Source organism: Bradyrhizobium sp. CCBAU 11386 (assembly GCF_028128955.1).
GTDB lineage: Bacteria > Pseudomonadota > Alphaproteobacteria > Rhizobiales > Xanthobacteraceae > Bradyrhizobium.
On sequence record NZ_LBKA01000252.1, the window covers coordinates 1 to 16,855 of the forward strand.

Here is a 16,855-nt window from a genome sequence, read left to right on the forward strand (position 1 = left end):
TCCTCGCGCGAGATCGCGGGCGTCCTCAACCTGCGCGGCCGCATCGTCACCGTGGTCGACATGCGCGCCCGTCTCGGCCTGCCCAGGCCCGAGGACGGCAAGGTGCCGATGGCGGTCGGTGTCGACCTGCGCGGCGAATCCTATGGCCTGCTGATCGACCAGATCGGCGAGGTGCTGCGCCTGCCCGAGGACGGCAAGGAAGAGAACCCCGTCAACCTCGACCCCCGCATGGCCAAGCTCGCCGGCGGCGTCCACCGCCTCGACGGCCAGCTCATGGTCGTCCTCGACGTCGATCGCGTCCTCGAGCTCGCGCCCGAGATGATGGCGGCCTGATACGGCGGCATCGCCGCCGACGGACTTGCAATTGGAAGTGTCCCCGCAAAGGGGACAGGAAGCAGAGGTTCACATGCGAACTTGTCTCGTCGTTGATGATTCCAGCGTCATCCGCAAGGTTGCGCGCCGGATCCTGGAGGGCCTCGACTTCCAGATCCTCGAAGCCGAGGACGGTGAGAAGGCGCTGGAGGCCTGCAAGCGCGGCTTGCCCGACGCGGTGTTGCTGGACTGGAACATGCCCGTCATGGACGGCTACGAGTTCCTCGGCCATCTCAGGCGCATGCCCGGCGGCGACCAGCCCAAGGTGGTGTTCTGCACCACCGAGAACGACGTTGCGCACATCGCGCGTGCGCTTCATGCCGGCGCCAACGAGTACATCATGAAGCCCTTCGACAAGGACATCGTGACGGCGAAGTTCCAGGAAGTCGGCCTGATCTGAGCGACCGTCCGGAGGCTGAACGGCTCCTTCGGCGTTTGTTTTCAACTGATCCGTTTCAGTCTGAGTTGGTGAGTAATGAGTGTTGCGTTCGCAGGTAATTCGACCACGGGTTCGTCGCGCGAAGCGGGGCCGCTGCGGGTGATGATCGTCGATGACTCCGTCGTCATCCGCGGTCTGATCTCGCGCTGGGTCGGCGCCGAGCACGACATGGAGGTCGCTGCCTCGCTGCGTACCGGGCTCGAGGCGGTCAACCAGCTCGAACGCATCAATCCCGACGTTGCCGTGCTCGACATCGAAATGCCCGAGCTCGACGGCATCTCGGCGCTGCCGCAATTGCTGGCGAAGAAGCGTGATCTCGTCATCATCATGGCCTCGACGCTGACGCGCCGCAACGCGGAGATCAGCTTCAAGGCGCTGTCGCTCGGCGCGGCCGACTACATTCCGAAACCGGAATCGACGCGCGAGGCATCGGCCGCGGACACCTTCCATCACGACCTGATCCAGAAGATCCGTCACCTCGGAGCACGGCTGCGCCGGAAGTCCGCGGTTGCGAGCCCGCCGCTGGCGCCTGCGAGCCCAAGCGCGAGTGCAAGCCCCGCGCCGGCTGCACGTGCACCGGCTGTCGCGCGGCCCGCCGCGCCCGCACTCGCGCCGTCGTCGGGGGCGTTGTCCACGCGCCCGTTCTCGACCCAGGCACCCAAGGTGCTGCTGATCGGCTCCTCGACCGGCGGTCCGCAGGCGCTGATGGCCCTCGTCACCGAGCTCGGCCCGGTGATCGACCGCTTCCCGGTGCTGATCACCCAGCACATGCCGCCGACCTTCACCACCATTCTTGCCGAGCATCTGGCGCGTTCGAGCCGCCGGCCTGCAGCCGAGGCGGTCGACGGCGAGCCGGTGAAGCCGGGACGGATCTATCTCGCGCCCGGCGGCAAGCACATGCGCGTCGTGCGCAGCGGTGCGGACGTCGCGATCGCGCTCGACGACGGCCCCGCCGTCAATTTCTGCAAGCCCGCGGTCGATCCGCTCTTCACCTCCGCCATCGACATCTGGCACGGCGCCATTCTCTCCGTGATCCTGACGGGCATGGGCTCGGACGGCATGCGCGGCGGCAAGGACATCGTTGCAGCCGGCGGCAGCGTGATCGCGCAGGATGAAGCCTCCAGCGTCGTCTGGGGCATGCCGGGCGCGGCCGCCCATGCCGGCATCTGCGCGGCGATCCTGCCGCTCAACCAGATCGGTGCCAAGGTCAACCGCCTGTTCGCGGGAGATCGCTCGTGACGCCGGTCGACTACGAGTATCTGCGCAAGTTCCTGAAAGAGCGCTCCGGCCTCGATCTCTCCGCCGACAAGCAGTATCTGGTCGAGAGCCGGCTGCTGCCGCTCGCCCGCAAGGCGAGTCTATCAGGCATCCCCGATCTCGTGCTGAAGATCAGGAACGGTGACGGCCGGCTTGCGACCGATGTGGTCGAAGCGATGACCACCAACGAGACCTTCTTCTACCGCGACAAGATCCCGTTTGATCATCTGCGTGAGACCATCCTGCCTGGCCTGATCCAGGCGCGCGCGGCGCGCAAATCGCTGCGCATCTGGTCGGCGGCGTCGTCGACGGGGCAGGAGCCCTATTCGATCGCGATGTGCCTGAAGGAGATGGGCGCGGCCCTGGCCGGCTGGCGCATCGAGATCGTCGCCACCGACCTGTCGCAGGAGGTGCTGGAGAAATCCAGGGCCGGCGTCTACAGCCAGTTCGAGGTGCAGCGCGGCCTGCCGATCCAGCACCTGATGAAGTACTTCACGCAAGTTGGCGAGCTCTGGCAGCTCAATGCCGACATTCGCGCCATGGTGCAGTTCCGCCAGCTCAATCTGTTGCAGGACTTCTCCCATCTCGGCACGTTCGACGTGATCTTCTGCCGCAACGTGCTGATCTATTTCGACCAGGACACCAAGGCGGTGATCTTCGAGCGCATGGCGAAGGGGCTGGAAGCCGACGGCACGCTGCTGCTTGGCGCTGCCGAATCCGTCGTCGGCATCACCGACGCTTTCCGTCCCGTCACCGAACGCCGCGGTCTCTATCAGCTCAACCTGGCGCGCTCCGGCCGCCCCATGGGCGGATTGATGCCGCAGCCGCTGAAGGTCGCTGCGGCAAGGTGAGGCCCATTCTCGTCATTCCGGGGCGGCGCGTGAGCGCCGAGCCCGGAATCCATAACCACAGGCCATCGAAATAGGCAGGTGGTTGGACGTGGGGCCGTTCGATCTGCCTGTGGCTATGGATTCCGGGCTCGCGACTTTGTCGCGCCCCGGAATGACAGAGGCCTCACAAAATCGCATGCGGCAGAAACCGCGAGCCGTTGCCGGTGATCGCACTCTCGTCTTCGCGGATCGACAGGCCGCAGGGTTCGTGGTTCACCAGCCAGCTTCCGATCACCGGATAGAAGCCCGAGAAGTTCGGCAGTGGCGAGAGCGCCTGCCGCACGAAGCCTTCTGCACCATAAGGACCTGCATGCTCGTCGAGCGGCATTCCGCCGGACACCAGCGTGACGTTGGCGCCTTCGCGCGACAGCAGCGGCTTGCGCACATAGGAGCTGCCGAGTTCGGCTGCGCGCGCGTCGTCCTCGAAGAAGGCGGGCAGCAGATTGGGATGGTTCGGAAACATCTCCCAGAGCAGCGGCAGGATGCCCTTGTTGGAGAGCACCGCCTTCCACGGCGGCTCGATCCAGCGCGTCGGCGCGCCGTCAAGCTTTGCGCCGAAGGCGTCGTGAAACATCCATTCCCAGGGATAGAGCTTGAAGGCGAGTGCGATGTCGCTGTTATCGAGATCGACGAAGCCGCCGGCCTCGTCGCGCCAGCCGATCGCTTCAATGTCGAGCAGCGTGGTCGATAGCCCCGCCTGGCGCGCGGTGTCCTCGAGATAGGCCAGCGTGCCCGCGTCCTCCTCGTTGCCGGTGGTACCGGTGAGATGGACATGGCGGCCTGCGGCAATCTCCTTCCAGGCTTCGATCAGCCGCTCGTGGATGGAGTTGAACTGGTCGGCGCGCCCCGGGATGATGCGGCGTTCGATCGCCTGCTCGAGCCAGGTCCATTGGAATACGGCGGCCTCGAAGATCGAGGTCGGCGTGTCCGCGTTGTATTCGAGCAATTTCGCCGGACCATGGCCGTCGAATTTCAGATCGAGCCGGCCGTAGAGGCTGCGGTCGTCGCGCTGCCAGCTCGCTCTGATCAGATCCCAGAACGCTTGCGGAATCTTCAGGCGCCGCAGATGGCGCTCGTCGCCGATGACGCGGCCGGCGAGCTCCAGGCACATCGCGTCGATCTCGCCGGTCGCCGTCTCGATGCCGCGCTCGATCTCGTCGAGCGTGAACGCGTAATAGGCGCGCTCGTCCCAATAGCGGTCGCCGCCGTTGGTGTGGAAGACGAAGCCGCATTGCGCTGCGGTCTCTCGCCAGTCGTCGCGTTCGAGGCAGGTGATGCGCCGCATGGATCAGCCCCCGCCCGAGAAGCCGTGGCCAAACGAGCCGAAGCCACCGCGGCTCACGCTACCCGAGCCTGAGTCAGATGACGTTCCCGACGAGGAGTGGCTCGAGGAGTCGCTGCTGAAGAAACTCGATCGCGACGATGAGCCCGAGCCGCCGCTGCCGCCGGAGGAGCTGCTTCTGCTGCTGCACGTGGTGCTCGTCTGCGCCGCCGCTTCCGTTCCGGCAGGCGGCGGTTCGCAATTCTGCCGCGGCATCAGCGTGTAGGCGGTGGTGCCGACCGCGATCGTGCCCATCACCAGGAGGGCGACATGGCCGGAGCGCTTCACCGGCTCCCGCGGTGGCGGCGGCACCGGCCGGCGCTTGCCGAACTCCTTGCTGGAGGGTTTGTCGGCCATGTCAGTAGATCATGCAGGCGGCGTTCAACAGGCCGGCTGCGAGCGAGGACAGCCCGAGCCAGATCGCCGGGGCAAGCTCGCCGGCGGCGATCCGCGTCGACAGGTTCGGCACCGGGACCTTCACGAGAAAGAACACGATGACCTGGACGATCAGGGCGATCACCGCCCAGATCAGGCAGTCCAGCACGTTGGCCGAATGCGCGATGGCGCTGACCAGCGGTGCCACGAAGCCGAGCAGGCTGAGGCCGAGCGAGATCGCCGCGGCCGGCTCGTTGTCGCGGATGAGCTGGAACTCGTTGTACGGGGTGATGCGGGTGTAGACGAACAGATACGCCACGATCGCGATCAGCCCGGTGCAGAAATAGGCCAGGAAGGCGGGCAGGCCGGCGAGTGATTGCAGGATCATCGTTCCCCCATCGTGCAGCGACCATTCGTCGGCGGGGGAAGGATAGCGGTTCAACGGCAGGAGGGCGATGAAGCCGCGTTCGTGTCCCCCAAAAAACAAAACCCCGCCATTTGCGGCGGGGTCCAGGCTGGGAGGAGCGAGCCCTGCGGCTCGCGACGTAAACCCAGGATCAGGCGGGGATGCGCTCTTCGTGCTCGTGCGGCTCGCGCAGCACGTAGCCGCGGCCCCACACGGTCTCGATGAAGTTGCGGCCTTCGGAGGCGTTGGCGAGCTTCTTGCGGAGCTTGCAGATGAAGACGTCGATGATCTTCAGCTCGGGCTCGTCCATGCCGCCATAGAGGTGGTTGAGGAACATTTCCTTGGTGAGGGTCGTGCCCTTGCGCAAGCTGAGCAGCTCCAGCATCTGGTATTCCTTGCCGGTCAGATGCACGCGCTGGCCGCCGACTTCGACCGTCTTGGTGTCGAGGTTGACGACGAGGTCGCCGGTCTGGATGACCGACTGGGCATGGCCCTTGGAGCGGCGCACGATCGCGTGGATGCGGGCCACCAGCTCGTCCTTGTGGAAGGGCTTGGTCATGTAGTCGTCGGCGCCGACGCCGAGACCCTTGACCTTGTCCTCGATGCCGGCGAGACCGGAGAGGATCAGAATCGGGGTCTTGATCTTGGAGACCCGGAGTTGCTTGAGCACGTCGTAGCCCGACATGTCAGGCAGGTTGAGGTCGAGAAGGATAATGTCGTAATCGTATAATTTACCGAGATCGACGCCTTCTTCCCCCAAATCGGTCGTGTAGACGTTGAAGCTCTCAGACTTCAGCATCAGCTCGATCGACTGCGCGACGGCGCTGTCATCTTCAATCAGCAAAACGCGCATGCCAGTTCCCCATAGTCGCCGCTCCTGGGCGTCAGGTCGGCCGCATTCGCGGCACTCAACAAAACGCCTTTGAACAACTGATTCGGATCCTGACAACAGATGGTTAACAAATCCTGATTCTGGAACGCAAGTCCCCCCGGTGCAATTTTTGTCGAATCGCCCTAAGGTCTTGCGCAGGAAGCAGCTTTCGTTACCCCGATCCGTTCAAGTTCCACTTTAAGAGACGGGCCTAACCGACTCCCGCGACTCAGCCTTCTTCTGAAGGGGAGTCACGCTCAGTCACAAAGACAGTGACGCAATGATTAACGATGCGGGTAAACACCAAGTTAAGCGCCATTCAGAAATATGGCGAAACTTAAGAGTTTCCCCGTGAAGGCCCGGGGATCACGAAGATGACCACCTTATGAAGGCCCTCTTATGAAGGCGCGCCCCCTGATGAAGGCCCTCCTATGAAGGCTCTGGCCGAACAGATCGGCGATATCGACGGCATCAATATCTATGGCCGTGTGGTCGGTGTGCGCGGCCTGATGGTCGAGGTGGCCGGCCCGATCCATGCGATGTCGGTCGGCGCGCGGCTCGTGATCGAGACCGGCGCCAACCGGTCCATCCCCTGCGAGGTGATCGGCTTCTCCGGCAACAATGCTGTCGTGATGCCGTTCGCCGGGCTCGACGGCGTGCGTCGCGGCTGCAAGGCGGTCATCGCCAATGCCGCCAATCAGGTGCGACCCTCGGCGGCCTGGCTCGGCCGCGTCGTCAACGCGCTGGGCGAGCCGATCGACGGCAAGGGGCCGTTGCCGCAGGGGTCCTCGCCGATGCCGTTCCGCAATACGCCGCCGCCGGCGCATTCGCGCAAGCGCGTCGGAGCGCCGCTCGATCTCGGCGTGCGTGCGATGAACACCTTTCTCACCTGCTGCCGCGGCCAGCGCATGGGCATCTTCGCGGGCTCCGGCGTCGGCAAATCGGTGCTGCTGTCGATGCTGGCGCGCAACGTGGACGCGGCCGTCAGCGTCATCGGGCTGATCGGCGAACGCGGCCGCGAGGTTCAGGAATTCTTGCAGGACGATCTCGGCGAGGAGGGCCTGGCGCGCTCCGTCGTGGTGGTCGCCACCTCCGACGAGCCGGCGCTGATGCGCCGCCAGGCGGCGTATCTGACGCTCGCGGTCGCCGAATATTTTCGCGACGAGGACAAGGACGTCCTTTGTCTGATGGACTCCGTGACGCGCTTCGCCATGGCCCAGCGCGAGATCGGTCTGTCCGCCGGCGAGCCGCCGACCGCCAAGGGCTATACGCCGACCGTGTTCACCGAGCTGCCGAAGCTGCTGGAGCGTGCCGGGCCGGGCCTGGGCGAGGGCGCGATCACCGCGATCTTCACGGTGCTGGTCGACGGCGACGACCACAACGAGCCGATCGCTGATGCCGTCCGCGGCATCCTCGACGGACACATCGTGATGCAGCGCTCGATCGCCGAGCGCGGCCGCTACCCCGCTATCAACATCCTCAAATCCGTCTCCCGCACCATGCCGAAATCGGCCGATCCGCAGTTCTGGCCGACCATCCAGAAGGCGCGGGCGGTGATGGCGACCTATGCCGACATGGAGGAATTGATCCGGCTGGGCGCCTACCGGGCCGGCTCCAGCCCCGAGGTCGACGAGGCGATCCGCCTGCACGAGCCCCTGGAAGCCTTCCTGCGCCAGCGCAAGGACGAAAATGCCTCGCTGGCGGACGGCTATCGCCAGTTGGCGCAAATCCTCGGTAATTTGGAAACGGAACGCTAACTTTGTCAGGTCATCATCCGCTCTCACAGAGTAGCAGAGCCGGTCTTGGCCCCAATTGGGCCAGTGGGGAGACCGGTGTTGTCCCACGTGCAGCCAGGGGACTTCTGGGGAGTACGAGTCGATGAAGTCACGTGATACCCTCATCCGCCTGAAGAAGTTTCAGGTCGACGAGAAGCGCCGCCGGGTCACCCAGATCGAGACCATGATCGCCGACTTCCAGCGGATGTCGGTCGATCTCGAACGCGAGATCCAGACCGAGCAGGAGCGTGCCGGGATCAACGATCCCTCGCACTTCGCCTATCCAACCTATGCCAAGGCCGCGATCCAGCGCCGTGAGAACCTGACCCGCTCGGCCGACGAGCTCAAGGGCCAGCTCGACGAGGCCAAGGCCGCGCTGGCCGAGGCCTTCGAGGAGCTGAAGAAGGTCGAGCTCCTCGACGAGCGCGATCAGGCCCGCGAACGCGCCGAGGAAAACGCCCGCGAGCAGGCCGACCTCGACAGCATCGGCCTGATGCGGGCCCGCATCGGCGCCGTCGCCTGAGGCGCTAGCAGCCAGACCGCCGAAAATTTGCAGAACCCGGACCCGCAAGGTCCGGGTTTTCGTATGCGCTGTCCACAGCGCGGCGCCACGCCCCTTGGTGGTGGGCTTTGCTGCGCGCTATGGTAGCGGGATGAAAGCGGTGCCGGCGGCGGAGGTGTCCACCTCTCCCTTTGGGAGAGGTCGGCGCGGAGCGCCGGGTGAGGGGTTACGGTCTCCCGTTAGCCCCGAGCCCCCTCACCCGATTTGCTGCGCAAATCGACCTCTCCCCGTCGGGGAGAGGTGAAGAGAGAAGCGATGGGCCGCGCGTTGGGGGGCTGAATGCTGACGCCAGCAGAGCTGGTCGGGCTGATTGAGGCGGTGGCGAAAGGCGATCAGGCCGCGTTCGAGCGCCTTTACGTCGCCACGCGCGCGAAACTCTATGGCGTCGTGCTGCGTATCTTGCGCCGGCAGGATATCGCAGAGGAAGTCATTCAGGAGACCTACGTCAAGATCTGGAACAACGCCGGCCAGTTCAATCCGGCCCTGTCGTCGCCGATCACGTGGATGGCGTCGATCGCGCGCAACCGTGCGATCGATATCGTGCGCAAGAAGTCGGAAGTCTCCATCGAGGAAGAGCCTCAGGCGATGGAGGTCGCAGCCGACAGTCCCGATCCGCTGGCGCGCCGGGAGATGACCGAGGAGCTGAAGCGGCTCCTGGAATGTATCGGCCGGCTCGAGCCGGACCGTCAGAGGCTCGTGCTTCTCGCCTATTACAACGGCTGGAGCCGCGAGCAATTGGCGGAGAAATTCGCCGCGCCCGTCAACACGGTGAAGACGTGGCTGCGACGCAGTATGTTGGATATCCGCGAGTGCCTCGGACTATGAAGGTTTGGATTATGAGGGTTTATGCTTTGAGGGTGGTTCTGGACTGCAAGTGATGGCCTACACGGAGGACCATATCGCGCTCGCCGCGGAATATGCGCTCGGCACCCTCGACGCCGACGAGCGCGCGCAGGTCGAGACCATGATGGCGGTGGACAAGGCGTTCGCCGAAATCGTGCAGGCCTGGGCCTACCGGCTCGGCGTCCTGAACCAGATGGTCGGCACGATCGAGCCGCGTCCGATCGTGTGGGAGAACATCAGGTCCGAGCTCGCGCGGACGGGTTTCGCGCAGGAGCCCCCCGCGCTGTCCGAAGCCTCGCCGCCGCCGCCATCACCACCTGTACCGGAGACTTCCTCGTTCGAAGCTGTCACGCCGGAAACGTCATCGGACCGCACGGCGCAACCGGAGCCGCAGCTTTCCGAAGCCGCCGAGCCCGAAACCCCGCGACCGCCGTCCGATGCGCTTCCCGATGTCGCGCCGATCTTCATGCCGCAGGTCCACGCGCCCGATCCGGAGGTGGTGCATGCGCCGCCGGCGCCGGTCGTGGACAACACCAATGTGATCCGGCTCGAGCGCCGCGTGAAGCGCTGGCGCTCGATCGCATCTGCCGTCGGCGCGCTTGCGGCAGCGCTGCTGGTGACGCTGTCGCTTCAGATCTTCCTGCCTGATGCGCTGCCCGGCGGCTTGCGTCCCGCACCGCGCATCCAGACGGTCGAGGTGAAGGCACCGGCGCCGCTCGCGGCGTCTTCGCAATATGTCGCGCTGTTGCAGGGCCCGGCCGGCGGCCCGGCCTTCATCCTCACCATCGACGGCGCGACGCGGAATTTCACCGTGCGCAAGGTCGGCGCAACGCCGGAGCCCGGCAAGAGCTTCGAGCTCTGGCTGATCTCCGACAAGCTGCCGCGCCCGCGCTCGCTCGGCGTGATCGGCGGCGGCGACTTCACCGCGCGTCCGCTGCTCGCCTCCTACGATGCCGACGTCGTCAACGGCGCGACCTACGCCGTCACCGTCGAGCAGGCCGGCGGCTCGCCCAGCGGCCAGCCGACCTCGGCGCCGGTCTTTACCGGCAAGCTGATCGAGACCGTGCCGCCGTCCCAGCCGCAAGCGCCCGCGAAGAAGTAGTCTGCGTCCGAGCGCAAGCCGTCATCGCCCGCGAAGGCGGGCGATCCAGTACTCCGTGACGGCTGTGATGAACTGATGAGCCGCGGCGTACTGGATACCCCGCCTGCGCGGGGTATGACCGGGACGGGTTTGGCGCGAGGGCGCGTAACTTTGTCGCCCCGGTCCATCCCGTCGTCGCATTCCGACAATCCCGGCCAAATCCAGCCCCGATTTGAACCTCTCCGCAATTGGCGGCGTCAAATGCCCGGAATTTGCAGTCGGCGCCGCCGATCATGGTGCCGGAGAGGGGCGAGAAATCAAATGGATGCAGCGAAAACGCCGGGCATCTTCGTTCACCAATATGCGGGCCTGCCGCAAGGCGCGGCCTTCGAACATTGGCGCGATCGGGCCTTCGGGGCCTGCGGTCTCGACATCGGGCCGAGCCATGGCGACAGCATCGATTGCCGGCTCCAGATCAGCGTGGTCGACAATATCGCGCTGGCCATTCCCGAAGGCGCTTCCGCGCAATATTCACGTAACCAGAGCCACCTTGCCGACGGCAGCGACGATCTCGTCCTGATCGCGGCACATGCGGGCCTCGTCCGCGTCGGCCAGAACGGCCACACCGTCGAGCTCGCGCCGGCGCAGATGGTGCTCGTCGACATGGGCGTCACCGGCACCGTCGGCCACACCGACGAAAATCGCTTCACCAGCATCCGCATGCCGCGCCGCGCGCTGCTCGACATCAATCCGCGTGCCGAGGAGAAGCTGTCGCAAGTGCTCTGCGACGGTGCGGTCGCCGAAACCATCTTCCGCTACCATGCGCTCGCCGCCAATCACGGCCCGCATCTCGACGCCGTCGGCCAGCGCCTGACCGCGCAGCACGTGGTCGATCTCGTCGGCCTCCTGCTCGGGACCGATGCCGAGCACGCAAGCCTCGCGCGCGGCCGCGGGCAGGCGGCGGCCCGTCTCGATCTCATGCGCGCCGACGTGATGGCCGCACTCGGCCGCAACGATCTCTGCCTGTCGGAAGTTGCGACGCGCTCGGGCCTGAGCCCGCGCCAGGCGCAGCGCCTGTTCGAGCAGGCCGGCACCACCTTCACCGAATTCGTGCTGGAGCAGCGCCTGTTGCTGGCGCGCAAGCTGCTCGGCGATCCCCGCGCGAGGACGCGCAAGATCAGCGACATCGCGCATTCCTCGGGCTTCTCGGACCTGTCCTATTTCAACCGCGCCTTCCGCAAGCGCTTTGGTGCGACGCCGTCGGAACTGCGCGAGGCGTGAGCCGGGATTTTGTGCAGCGGCGCGCGCCGACACGGTTGGTCGGCAGGGGGGATTGAGCTATACCTGCCTGCGCGGGCAGACCGCAGGATTCCGTTGGAAAGTACAGTAGGCGGACATGGCGCGTATCGTCGTGCTCGGCGCCGGGTTTGCAGGCCTGTGGGCGGCCATCGGTGCTGCGCGCAAGCGCGACGAGATCGGCGCTGCCGGCCGCGACATCGAGATCCGCATCGTCGACCGCAATCCCTACCACAACATCCGGGTGCGTAACTACGAGCTCGACCTCAGCGAGGTCGCGCTTCCGCTGGGGCAATTGCTCGATCCGATCGGCGTCACTCACGGCCTCGGCGAGGTTGAAGCCATCGATCCGGCACGGCACGAGATCTCGCTGGTCACGAGCGACGGCGAGGAGACCCTGGGCTACGACCGGCTGGTGCTCGCGCTCGGCAGCGAGGTGATGCGTCCGGACATTCCGGGCCTTGCGGACCACGCCTTCGACGTCGACACCTACATTGCGGCCCTGCGCCTCGAGGATCATCTCGTCTCGCTCGGGCGCAGCGCGCCGTCGCCGGGGCGTTCGACGGTCGTGGTGGTCGGCGCCGGCTTTACCGGCATCGAGGTCGCGGCCGAGATGCCGGACCGGCTGGCGCGTGCCGGGATCACCGGCAGCCGCCGCATCATCCTGGTCGATCCCAATCCGACGGTCGGCGCCACCATCGGCGCGCATGCGCGTCCCGTCATCGAGACGGCGTTGTCGTCGCTCGATATCGAGACGCGCCTCGGTGCGCGTGTCGCATCGGTCGAGGCGGCCGGCATGCACCTGAGCTCGGGCGAATTCATCCCGGCCCAGACGGTGATCTGGTGTGCCGGGCTACGCGCGAGCCGGCTGGCCGCGAGCTTTCCGGGCGCGCGCGATCGCCTCGGGCGCCTTCTGGTCGATCCGTTCATGCGGGTTGCTGATCTGCGTGGCGTGTTCGCGGCCGGCGACGTCGCCTCCAGCGTGGTCGACGGACTGCATCCGACCGTGATGTCCTGCCAGTTCGCCCGCCCCATGGGCCGCTTCGCCGGCCACAATGTCGTGGCCGATCTCCTGCGCCTGCCGATGTTGCCGCTGCGGATCGACTGGTACGTCACCGTGCTCGATCTCGGCAGCTGGGGCGCGCTCTATACGGAGGGGTGGGATCGCGAGGTCCGCGCCGCCGGCGCGGCCGCGAAGGCGACGAAGCAGACCATCAACCGCAAGCGCATCTATCCGCCGCTCAGCGGGAGCAAGGACGAGCTCTTCGCCGCTGCCGCGCCGACCGTGCAGGCGCCGCCGCCGACTTATGGGGTGCGGTAGAATTTGATCGGGGCTGGTTGGAGGATCGCGGCCGTGCCACTTGCTCCGTCATTGCGAGCGCAGCGAAGCAATCCAGAATCTTTCCGCGGCGACAGACTGGATTGCTTCGCTGCGCTCGCAATGACGAAGCCCCAGACGTGAGAAAGCGCCCGTGGGGGGCGGGCGCTTTCTGTAGTCGACTTGGGGTTGGGGTCGTCTACATATCCACGTGGCGACTTTGGGGGGCTGGTAAAGAGCCGCGTGAATTCACAAAACTCGTCAGATCTCCTTAGCGAACGAGGGACGCGTTCGAACTGGTGATAACGACCGGCTTGCCGGCCTTGATGACGCGAGCCGTCTGGGTCAGACCTTCATCCGAACCCGAGCGTGCGGTGATGCCGAAGCCCGCCACCGCGATCCCTGCGACGAGCGCAACGACCACGATCTTCAGATGGGTCGAGCGATCTGCGCTGTAGATCGAGTGGTTCATGGAAGCCTCCTGCCGCCATCTACCCGAAGTAGTCGCCCGCCCGTTCAGGCAGGTTCATGCTTCCGGTGCCCAACAACCTAGTATTGGGGGGATTCGTTCCCAAGGGGCGATCACAAGAGCGTGAAACTACGTGATAGATCGCGATCAAAAGTGATCCTCGATCGTGCAATTCTATAATTATTTCAAAGTCGTAATGTGCCTGTCAGGCGTCCTGTCCGCATTTGGTCGACAAGGCGCCAGGAACTCAAAAACCATTTGCCTGTGGCCGAAAAACACACGGCTTCTTAAGGCAAATCAGATGCTTCCGACCGTTTTCAACCTCGCCCTGGGGTGGATTTCAGCCTGCGACAGCACGGTCGTCTGGGCGCGGAACCGCTCGACGAGCGAGCGGACGAAGGGACGAATTGCCGCCGAGGTGACCAGCACCGGCGCCTCGCCTTCGCGCGCGGCGCGCTCGAAGGCCTCGCGTACGGCGGTCATGAACTCCGACAGCTTCGAGGGCTGCATCGCGAGGCTGCGCTCCTCGCCCTGGCCGATGATGGATTCGGCGAAGGCCTGCTCCCAGCGCGCCGACAGCGCGATCAGCGGCAGATAGCCGTTGTAGGAGGTGTTCTGCGCGCAGATCTGCCGCGCCAGGCGGGCACGGACATGCTCGACCATGGTGGCGGGATTGCGCGAGAAGGCGAGCGAGTCGGCGATGCCCTCGAGGATGGTGGAGAGATCGCGGATCGAGATGCGCTCGGCGAGCAGCAGCTGCAGCACGCGCTGGATGCCGGAGACCGTGACCTGTCCGGGGACGATGTCCTTGACCAGCTCGCTCTGCTCCTTCGGCAGCTCCTTGAGCAGCTTCTGCACCTCGCCATAGGAGAGCAGGTCCGACATGTTGGCCTTGAGCAGCTCGGTGAGGTGGGTCGAGAGCACGGTCGCGGCGTCGACCACGGTGTAGCCCTTGAGCGAAGCCTCTTCCTTGAGACTGGCATCGACCCAGGTCGCGGGCAGGCCGAAGGTCGGCTCGGTGGTGTGGATGCCGGGCACCTGAACCTGGCTGCCGCCGGGGTCCATGACCATGAACTGGTTCGGCCAGATCTTGCCGGTGCCGGCGTCGACCTCCTTGATCTTGATGATGTAGGTGTTGGCTTCGAGCTGGACGTTGTCGAGGATGCGCACCGCCGGCATCACAAAGCCCATCTCGATCGCGAGCGAGCGGCGCAGCGCCTTGATCTGTTCGGTAAGGCGGTCGGTGCCATCGGGGCCGTTGACGAGCGGCAGCAGCGCATAGCCGAGCTCGATCTTGAGGTCGTCGATCTTCAGCGCCGCCGAGATCGGCTCTTCGGTTGCAGCCGCGCCCGGCGCACCGGGCGTACCGGCAGCGGGCGCGGCCTTGGCAGCTTCGTCAGCCTTGGCGGTTGCACGGTTGCGGTTGCGCGCGGTCCAGGCCAGCGCGCCGGCGCCGGCGCCGAGCGCGAGGAAGGGGATGGTCGGAATGCCCGGCAGCGCCGCCAGCACCAGCATGACGGCCGAGGACATCGCCAGCGCCTGCGGATAGCCGGAGAACTGCTTCATCAGCGCCTTGTCGGCGGCGCCGGAGACGCCGGCCTTGGAGACGAGCAGGCCGGCCGCGGTCGAGACGATCAGCGCCGGCACCTGGGTGACGAGGCCGTCACCGACGGTCAGCAGCGTGTAGCTGCGCCCGGCGTCGGCGAAGGACAGGCCCTGCTGCGCCACGCCGATGATCATGCCGCCGACGACGTTGATGAAGACGATCAGAAGGCCGGCGATGGCGTCGCCGCGAACGAATTTCGAGGCACCGTCCATAGCGCCGAAGAAGCCGCTCTCGTCCTCCAGCGCCTTGCGGCGCTCCTTGGCGACCTTCTCGTCGATCAGGCCGGCGGAGAGATCGGCGTCGATCGCCATCTGCTTGCCGGGCATGGCGTCGAGGTGGAAGCGCGCGGCGACTTCGGCGATGCGGCCCGAACCCTTGGTGATGACGACGAAGTTGACGATGATCAGGATCGCGAAAACGATGATGCCGATGACGAAATTGCCGCCCATCACGAAGCTGCCGAAGGCTTCGATGACGTGACCGGCGGCATCCGTGCCCTCGTGCCCGTGCGACAGGATCAGGCGGGTCGAGGCCATGTTGAGCGACAGCCGCAGCATGGTCGAGATCAGCAGGATGGTCGGGAAGGCGGAGAATTCCAGCGGCGCCTGGATGAACAGCGACGTCATCAGGATCAGGATCGAGAGCGTGATCGAGATCGCCAGGAACAGGTCGAGCACGATCGCGGGCAGCGGCAGGATCAAGACCACCAGGATGGTGAGGATGCCGAGCGCGAGCGCGATGTCGCCGCGCTTGAGGATGTTGACGATCTCGGCAAGGGTGGGGACGCCGGCGTTTGTGCTCCCTACGCCCTGTCCCGCGGTGACGTCGACCATGGTAGCTGCCTCCCCGCGCGACTGCCGGCCGCGCGCCCCAAACGTCTGCGCGGCGGCCGAAGGGCCGCCGTTCCGAAAGTGAGGCACCGCACTGGCGTCCACGGGGGACCTCCCGTTTTACGCGGCTGACGACACTCGACTTCACCCGGCAATTCTTGCCGGGTGTATGGTTAGCAAAGGGTTAACGAGGGGTGCGGCAGGAGGTCAGACCGGGGTATTTCGGCCTCCAGGGGTGTCATTCCGGGGCGCCCGGAGGGCGAACCCGGAATCCATCGTGCTGCAGGTGTCGTGGGAATTGGATTCCGGTTCGCGCCAAGAGGCGCGCCCCGGAATGACGGCGTGGGAGGGTGCCCGCCTACTTCGCCTTCTCGATTCTGGTCACCGTGTAGCCCGAAGCCGCCTCCTCGGCTTCGAAGGTGACCTTGTCGCCGACCTTCACCTGCTTGAGCAAAGCGGGGTCCTTGACGCGGTAGACCATGGTCATGGGCTCGTCCATGCCGAGGCTCTTGGCCGGCCCGTGCTTGAGCGTGATCTTGCCGGCGCTCTCGTCGATCTTCTTTACCTCGCCGCTGATCGAGGCGCTCTGCGCCGCGGCGGCACCGAAGGTCAGGCCCAGCGTCAGCGCGAGCGCTGTGGTGAAGCGGTTGATCGGTTTCATGGTTTTCTCCTTTGCTTCAATTCACGGTGACGTGGCCGACCATGCCGTAGTCGCGATGGCCGGGGATCAGGCAGGAAAATTCGAACGTGCCGGCCTTGCTGAACTTCCAGAGGATCTCGGCCGTCTTGCTCGGCGCGAGCCTGACACCGTTGGGATCGTCGTGCTCCATGTGCGGATGCTTCTTCATCACCTCCGCATGCGCGAGATTCTCCTTGGGTGTGGCGAGCAGGAATTCATGGTCCTCCTTGCCGACATTGCGCAGCACGAAGCGAATCTGCTCGCCGCGTTTGACCTCGATCCTGGAGGGGGCGTAGTCCATCTCGTTCATCAATATCTCGATGGTGCGCGCGGGCTTCCTGGGATCGCCGGGCTCGCCGGCCGAAAAGGTCCCGTGCCCGTGTTGATCGTGGGCGAAAGCCGGCGCGGTCGACAGCGCCGCCAGCACGAGGCCGAGCTTGATGGTCTTCTTCATTGCAGTCTCCA

18 protein-coding genes are annotated in these 16,855 nt (G+C 65.5%); 10 read left to right on the forward strand and 8 right to left on the reverse strand.

Annotation, left to right across the window (positions count from 1 at the left end; all coding sequences use genetic code 11):
- The 4 genes from XI09_RS33705 to XI09_RS33720 all read left to right on the forward strand — a co-directional run.
- The coding region (locus XI09_RS33705; RefSeq protein WP_271570712.1) for a chemotaxis protein CheW at positions 1-333 on the forward strand (333 nt) is incomplete at its 5' end.
- Between the two features lie 73 nt (positions 334-406).
- On the forward strand, positions 407-772 hold the full coding sequence (locus XI09_RS33710) for a response regulator (protein WP_007600538.1): 366 nt from the start codon (positions 407-409) through the stop codon (positions 770-772).
- 75 nt (positions 773-847) lie between these two features.
- A complete protein-coding gene (locus XI09_RS33715) occupies positions 848-2,050 on the forward strand; it encodes a protein-glutamate methylesterase/protein-glutamine glutaminase (RefSeq protein WP_271570713.1) in 1,203 nt (400 codons plus the stop codon).
- On the forward strand, positions 2,047-2,919 hold the full coding sequence (locus XI09_RS33720) for a CheR family methyltransferase (protein WP_271570714.1): 873 nt from the start codon (positions 2,047-2,049) through the stop codon (positions 2,917-2,919). The genes XI09_RS33715 and XI09_RS33720 overlap by 4 nt, the downstream gene beginning before the upstream one ends.
- A 163-nt stretch (positions 2,920-3,082) precedes the next feature.
- Here XI09_RS33720 and XI09_RS33725 read toward each other — a convergent pair whose 3' ends face one another.
- The 4 genes from XI09_RS33725 to ctrA all read right to left on the reverse strand — a co-directional run bounded on the left by XI09_RS33725 (position 3,083) and on the right by ctrA (position 5,913).
- Positions 3,083-4,243: a glutathionylspermidine synthase family protein gene (locus tag XI09_RS33725; RefSeq protein ID WP_271570715.1), complete on the reverse strand. Its 1,161-nt coding sequence runs from the start codon at positions 4,241-4,243 to the stop codon at positions 3,083-3,085.
- A gap of 3 nt (positions 4,244-4,246) precedes the next feature.
- The gene (locus tag XI09_RS33730) at positions 4,247-4,636 is read right to left on the reverse strand and encodes a hypothetical protein (protein WP_271570716.1); all 390 of its coding nucleotides are present in this window, start codon (positions 4,634-4,636) and stop codon (positions 4,247-4,249) included.
- Position 4,637: 1 nt separating this feature from the next.
- Positions 4,638-5,042, reverse strand: coding sequence for a DUF350 domain-containing protein (locus XI09_RS33735; RefSeq protein WP_271570717.1), 405 nt, complete (start codon positions 5,040-5,042; stop codon positions 4,638-4,640).
- A 169-nt stretch (positions 5,043-5,211) separates the two neighbouring features.
- A complete protein-coding gene (ctrA, locus tag XI09_RS33740) occupies positions 5,212-5,913 on the reverse strand; it encodes a response regulator transcription factor CtrA (protein ID WP_008138878.1) in 702 nt (233 codons plus the stop codon).
- 449 nt (positions 5,914-6,362) lie between these two features.
- On the opposite strand from ctrA, the gene fliI reads away from it, so the two are divergent.
- From fliI to XI09_RS33770, 6 genes are all read left to right on the forward strand, one after another.
- Entirely contained in the window at positions 6,363-7,688 is a 1,326-nt protein-coding gene (fliI, locus tag XI09_RS33745; protein ID WP_271570718.1) for a flagellar protein export ATPase FliI, read from the forward strand.
- A 121-nt stretch (positions 7,689-7,809) separates the two neighbouring features.
- Positions 7,810-8,229: a flagellar export protein FliJ gene (gene fliJ / locus XI09_RS33750; RefSeq protein ID WP_011084990.1), complete on the forward strand. Its 420-nt coding sequence runs from the start codon at positions 7,810-7,812 to the stop codon at positions 8,227-8,229.
- A 318-nt stretch (positions 8,230-8,547) separates the two neighbouring features.
- Positions 8,548-9,093, forward strand: a complete 546-nt coding sequence (locus tag XI09_RS33755) for a sigma-70 family RNA polymerase sigma factor (RefSeq protein WP_027549540.1) — start codon at positions 8,548-8,550, stop codon at positions 9,091-9,093.
- A 52-nt stretch (positions 9,094-9,145) separates the two neighbouring features.
- A complete protein-coding gene (locus tag XI09_RS33760; RefSeq protein ID WP_271570719.1) occupies positions 9,146-10,213 on the forward strand; it encodes an anti-sigma factor in 1,068 nt (355 codons plus the stop codon).
- A 300-nt stretch (positions 10,214-10,513) separates the two neighbouring features.
- Positions 10,514-11,473, forward strand: a complete 960-nt coding sequence (locus tag XI09_RS33765) for a helix-turn-helix transcriptional regulator (RefSeq protein WP_271570720.1) — start codon at positions 10,514-10,516, stop codon at positions 11,471-11,473.
- Between the two features lie 115 nt (positions 11,474-11,588).
- Complete coding sequence (locus XI09_RS33770; RefSeq protein ID WP_271570721.1) at positions 11,589-12,809, forward strand: NAD(P)/FAD-dependent oxidoreductase; 1,221 nt, start codon at positions 11,589-11,591, stop codon at positions 12,807-12,809.
- A gap of 268 nt (positions 12,810-13,077) precedes the next feature.
- Here XI09_RS33770 and XI09_RS33775 read toward each other — a convergent pair whose 3' ends face one another.
- From XI09_RS33775 to XI09_RS33790, 4 genes are all read right to left on the reverse strand, one after another.
- Positions 13,078-13,278: a hypothetical protein gene (locus tag XI09_RS33775; protein ID WP_092193413.1), complete on the reverse strand. Its 201-nt coding sequence runs from the start codon at positions 13,276-13,278 to the stop codon at positions 13,078-13,080.
- 294 nt (positions 13,279-13,572) lie between these two features.
- Positions 13,573-15,714, reverse strand: a complete 2,142-nt coding sequence (flhA, locus tag XI09_RS33780) for a flagellar biosynthesis protein FlhA (protein WP_271570722.1) — start codon at positions 15,712-15,714, stop codon at positions 13,573-13,575.
- 355 nt (positions 15,715-16,069) lie between these two features.
- Positions 16,070-16,372, reverse strand: a complete 303-nt coding sequence (locus XI09_RS33785) for a copper-binding protein (protein ID WP_271570723.1) — start codon at positions 16,370-16,372, stop codon at positions 16,070-16,072.
- 16 nt (positions 16,373-16,388) lie between these two features.
- Entirely contained in the window at positions 16,389-16,844 is a 456-nt protein-coding gene (locus tag XI09_RS33790; RefSeq protein WP_271570724.1) for a cupredoxin domain-containing protein, read from the reverse strand.
- Between the last annotated feature and the right edge of the window lie 11 nt (positions 16,845-16,855).

Bases quoted from the DNA above. Each gene is read 5' to 3' on its own strand.
- XI09_RS33710 (WP_007600538.1), top strand. From the start codon at position 407: ATGCGAACTTGTCTCGTCGTTGATGATTCCAGCGTCATCCGCAAGGTT.
- XI09_RS33715 (WP_271570713.1), top strand. From the start codon at position 848: ATGAGTGTTGCGTTCGCAGGTAATTCGACCACGGGTTCGTCGCGCGAA.
- XI09_RS33725 (WP_271570715.1), bottom strand. From the start codon at position 4,243: ATGCGGCGCATCACCTGCCTCGAACGCGACGACTGGCGAGAGACCGCA.
- XI09_RS33730 (WP_271570716.1), bottom strand. From the start codon at position 4,636: ATGGCCGACAAACCCTCCAGCAAGGAGTTCGGCAAGCGCCGGCCGGTG.
- XI09_RS33735 (WP_271570717.1), bottom strand. From the start codon at position 5,042: ATGATCCTGCAATCACTCGCCGGCCTGCCCGCCTTCCTGGCCTATTTC.
- ctrA (WP_008138878.1), bottom strand. From the start codon at position 5,913: ATGCGCGTTTTGCTGATTGAAGATGACAGCGCCGTCGCGCAGTCGATC.
- fliI (WP_271570718.1), top strand. From the start codon at position 6,363: ATGAAGGCTCTGGCCGAACAGATCGGCGATATCGACGGCATCAATATC.
- fliJ (WP_011084990.1), top strand. From the start codon at position 7,810: ATGAAGTCACGTGATACCCTCATCCGCCTGAAGAAGTTTCAGGTCGAC.
- XI09_RS33755 (WP_027549540.1), top strand. From the start codon at position 8,548: ATGCTGACGCCAGCAGAGCTGGTCGGGCTGATTGAGGCGGTGGCGAAA.
- XI09_RS33760 (WP_271570719.1), top strand. From the start codon at position 9,146: ATGGCCTACACGGAGGACCATATCGCGCTCGCCGCGGAATATGCGCTC.
- XI09_RS33765 (WP_271570720.1), top strand. From the start codon at position 10,514: ATGGATGCAGCGAAAACGCCGGGCATCTTCGTTCACCAATATGCGGGC.
- XI09_RS33770 (WP_271570721.1), top strand. From the start codon at position 11,589: ATGGCGCGTATCGTCGTGCTCGGCGCCGGGTTTGCAGGCCTGTGGGCG.
- XI09_RS33775 (WP_092193413.1), bottom strand. From the start codon at position 13,278: ATGAACCACTCGATCTACAGCGCAGATCGCTCGACCCATCTGAAGATC.
- flhA (WP_271570722.1), bottom strand. From the start codon at position 15,714: ATGGTCGACGTCACCGCGGGACAGGGCGTAGGGAGCACAAACGCCGGC.
- XI09_RS33785 (WP_271570723.1), bottom strand. From the start codon at position 16,372: ATGAAACCGATCAACCGCTTCACCACAGCGCTCGCGCTGACGCTGGGC.
- XI09_RS33790 (WP_271570724.1), bottom strand. From the start codon at position 16,844: ATGAAGAAGACCATCAAGCTCGGCCTCGTGCTGGCGGCGCTGTCGACC.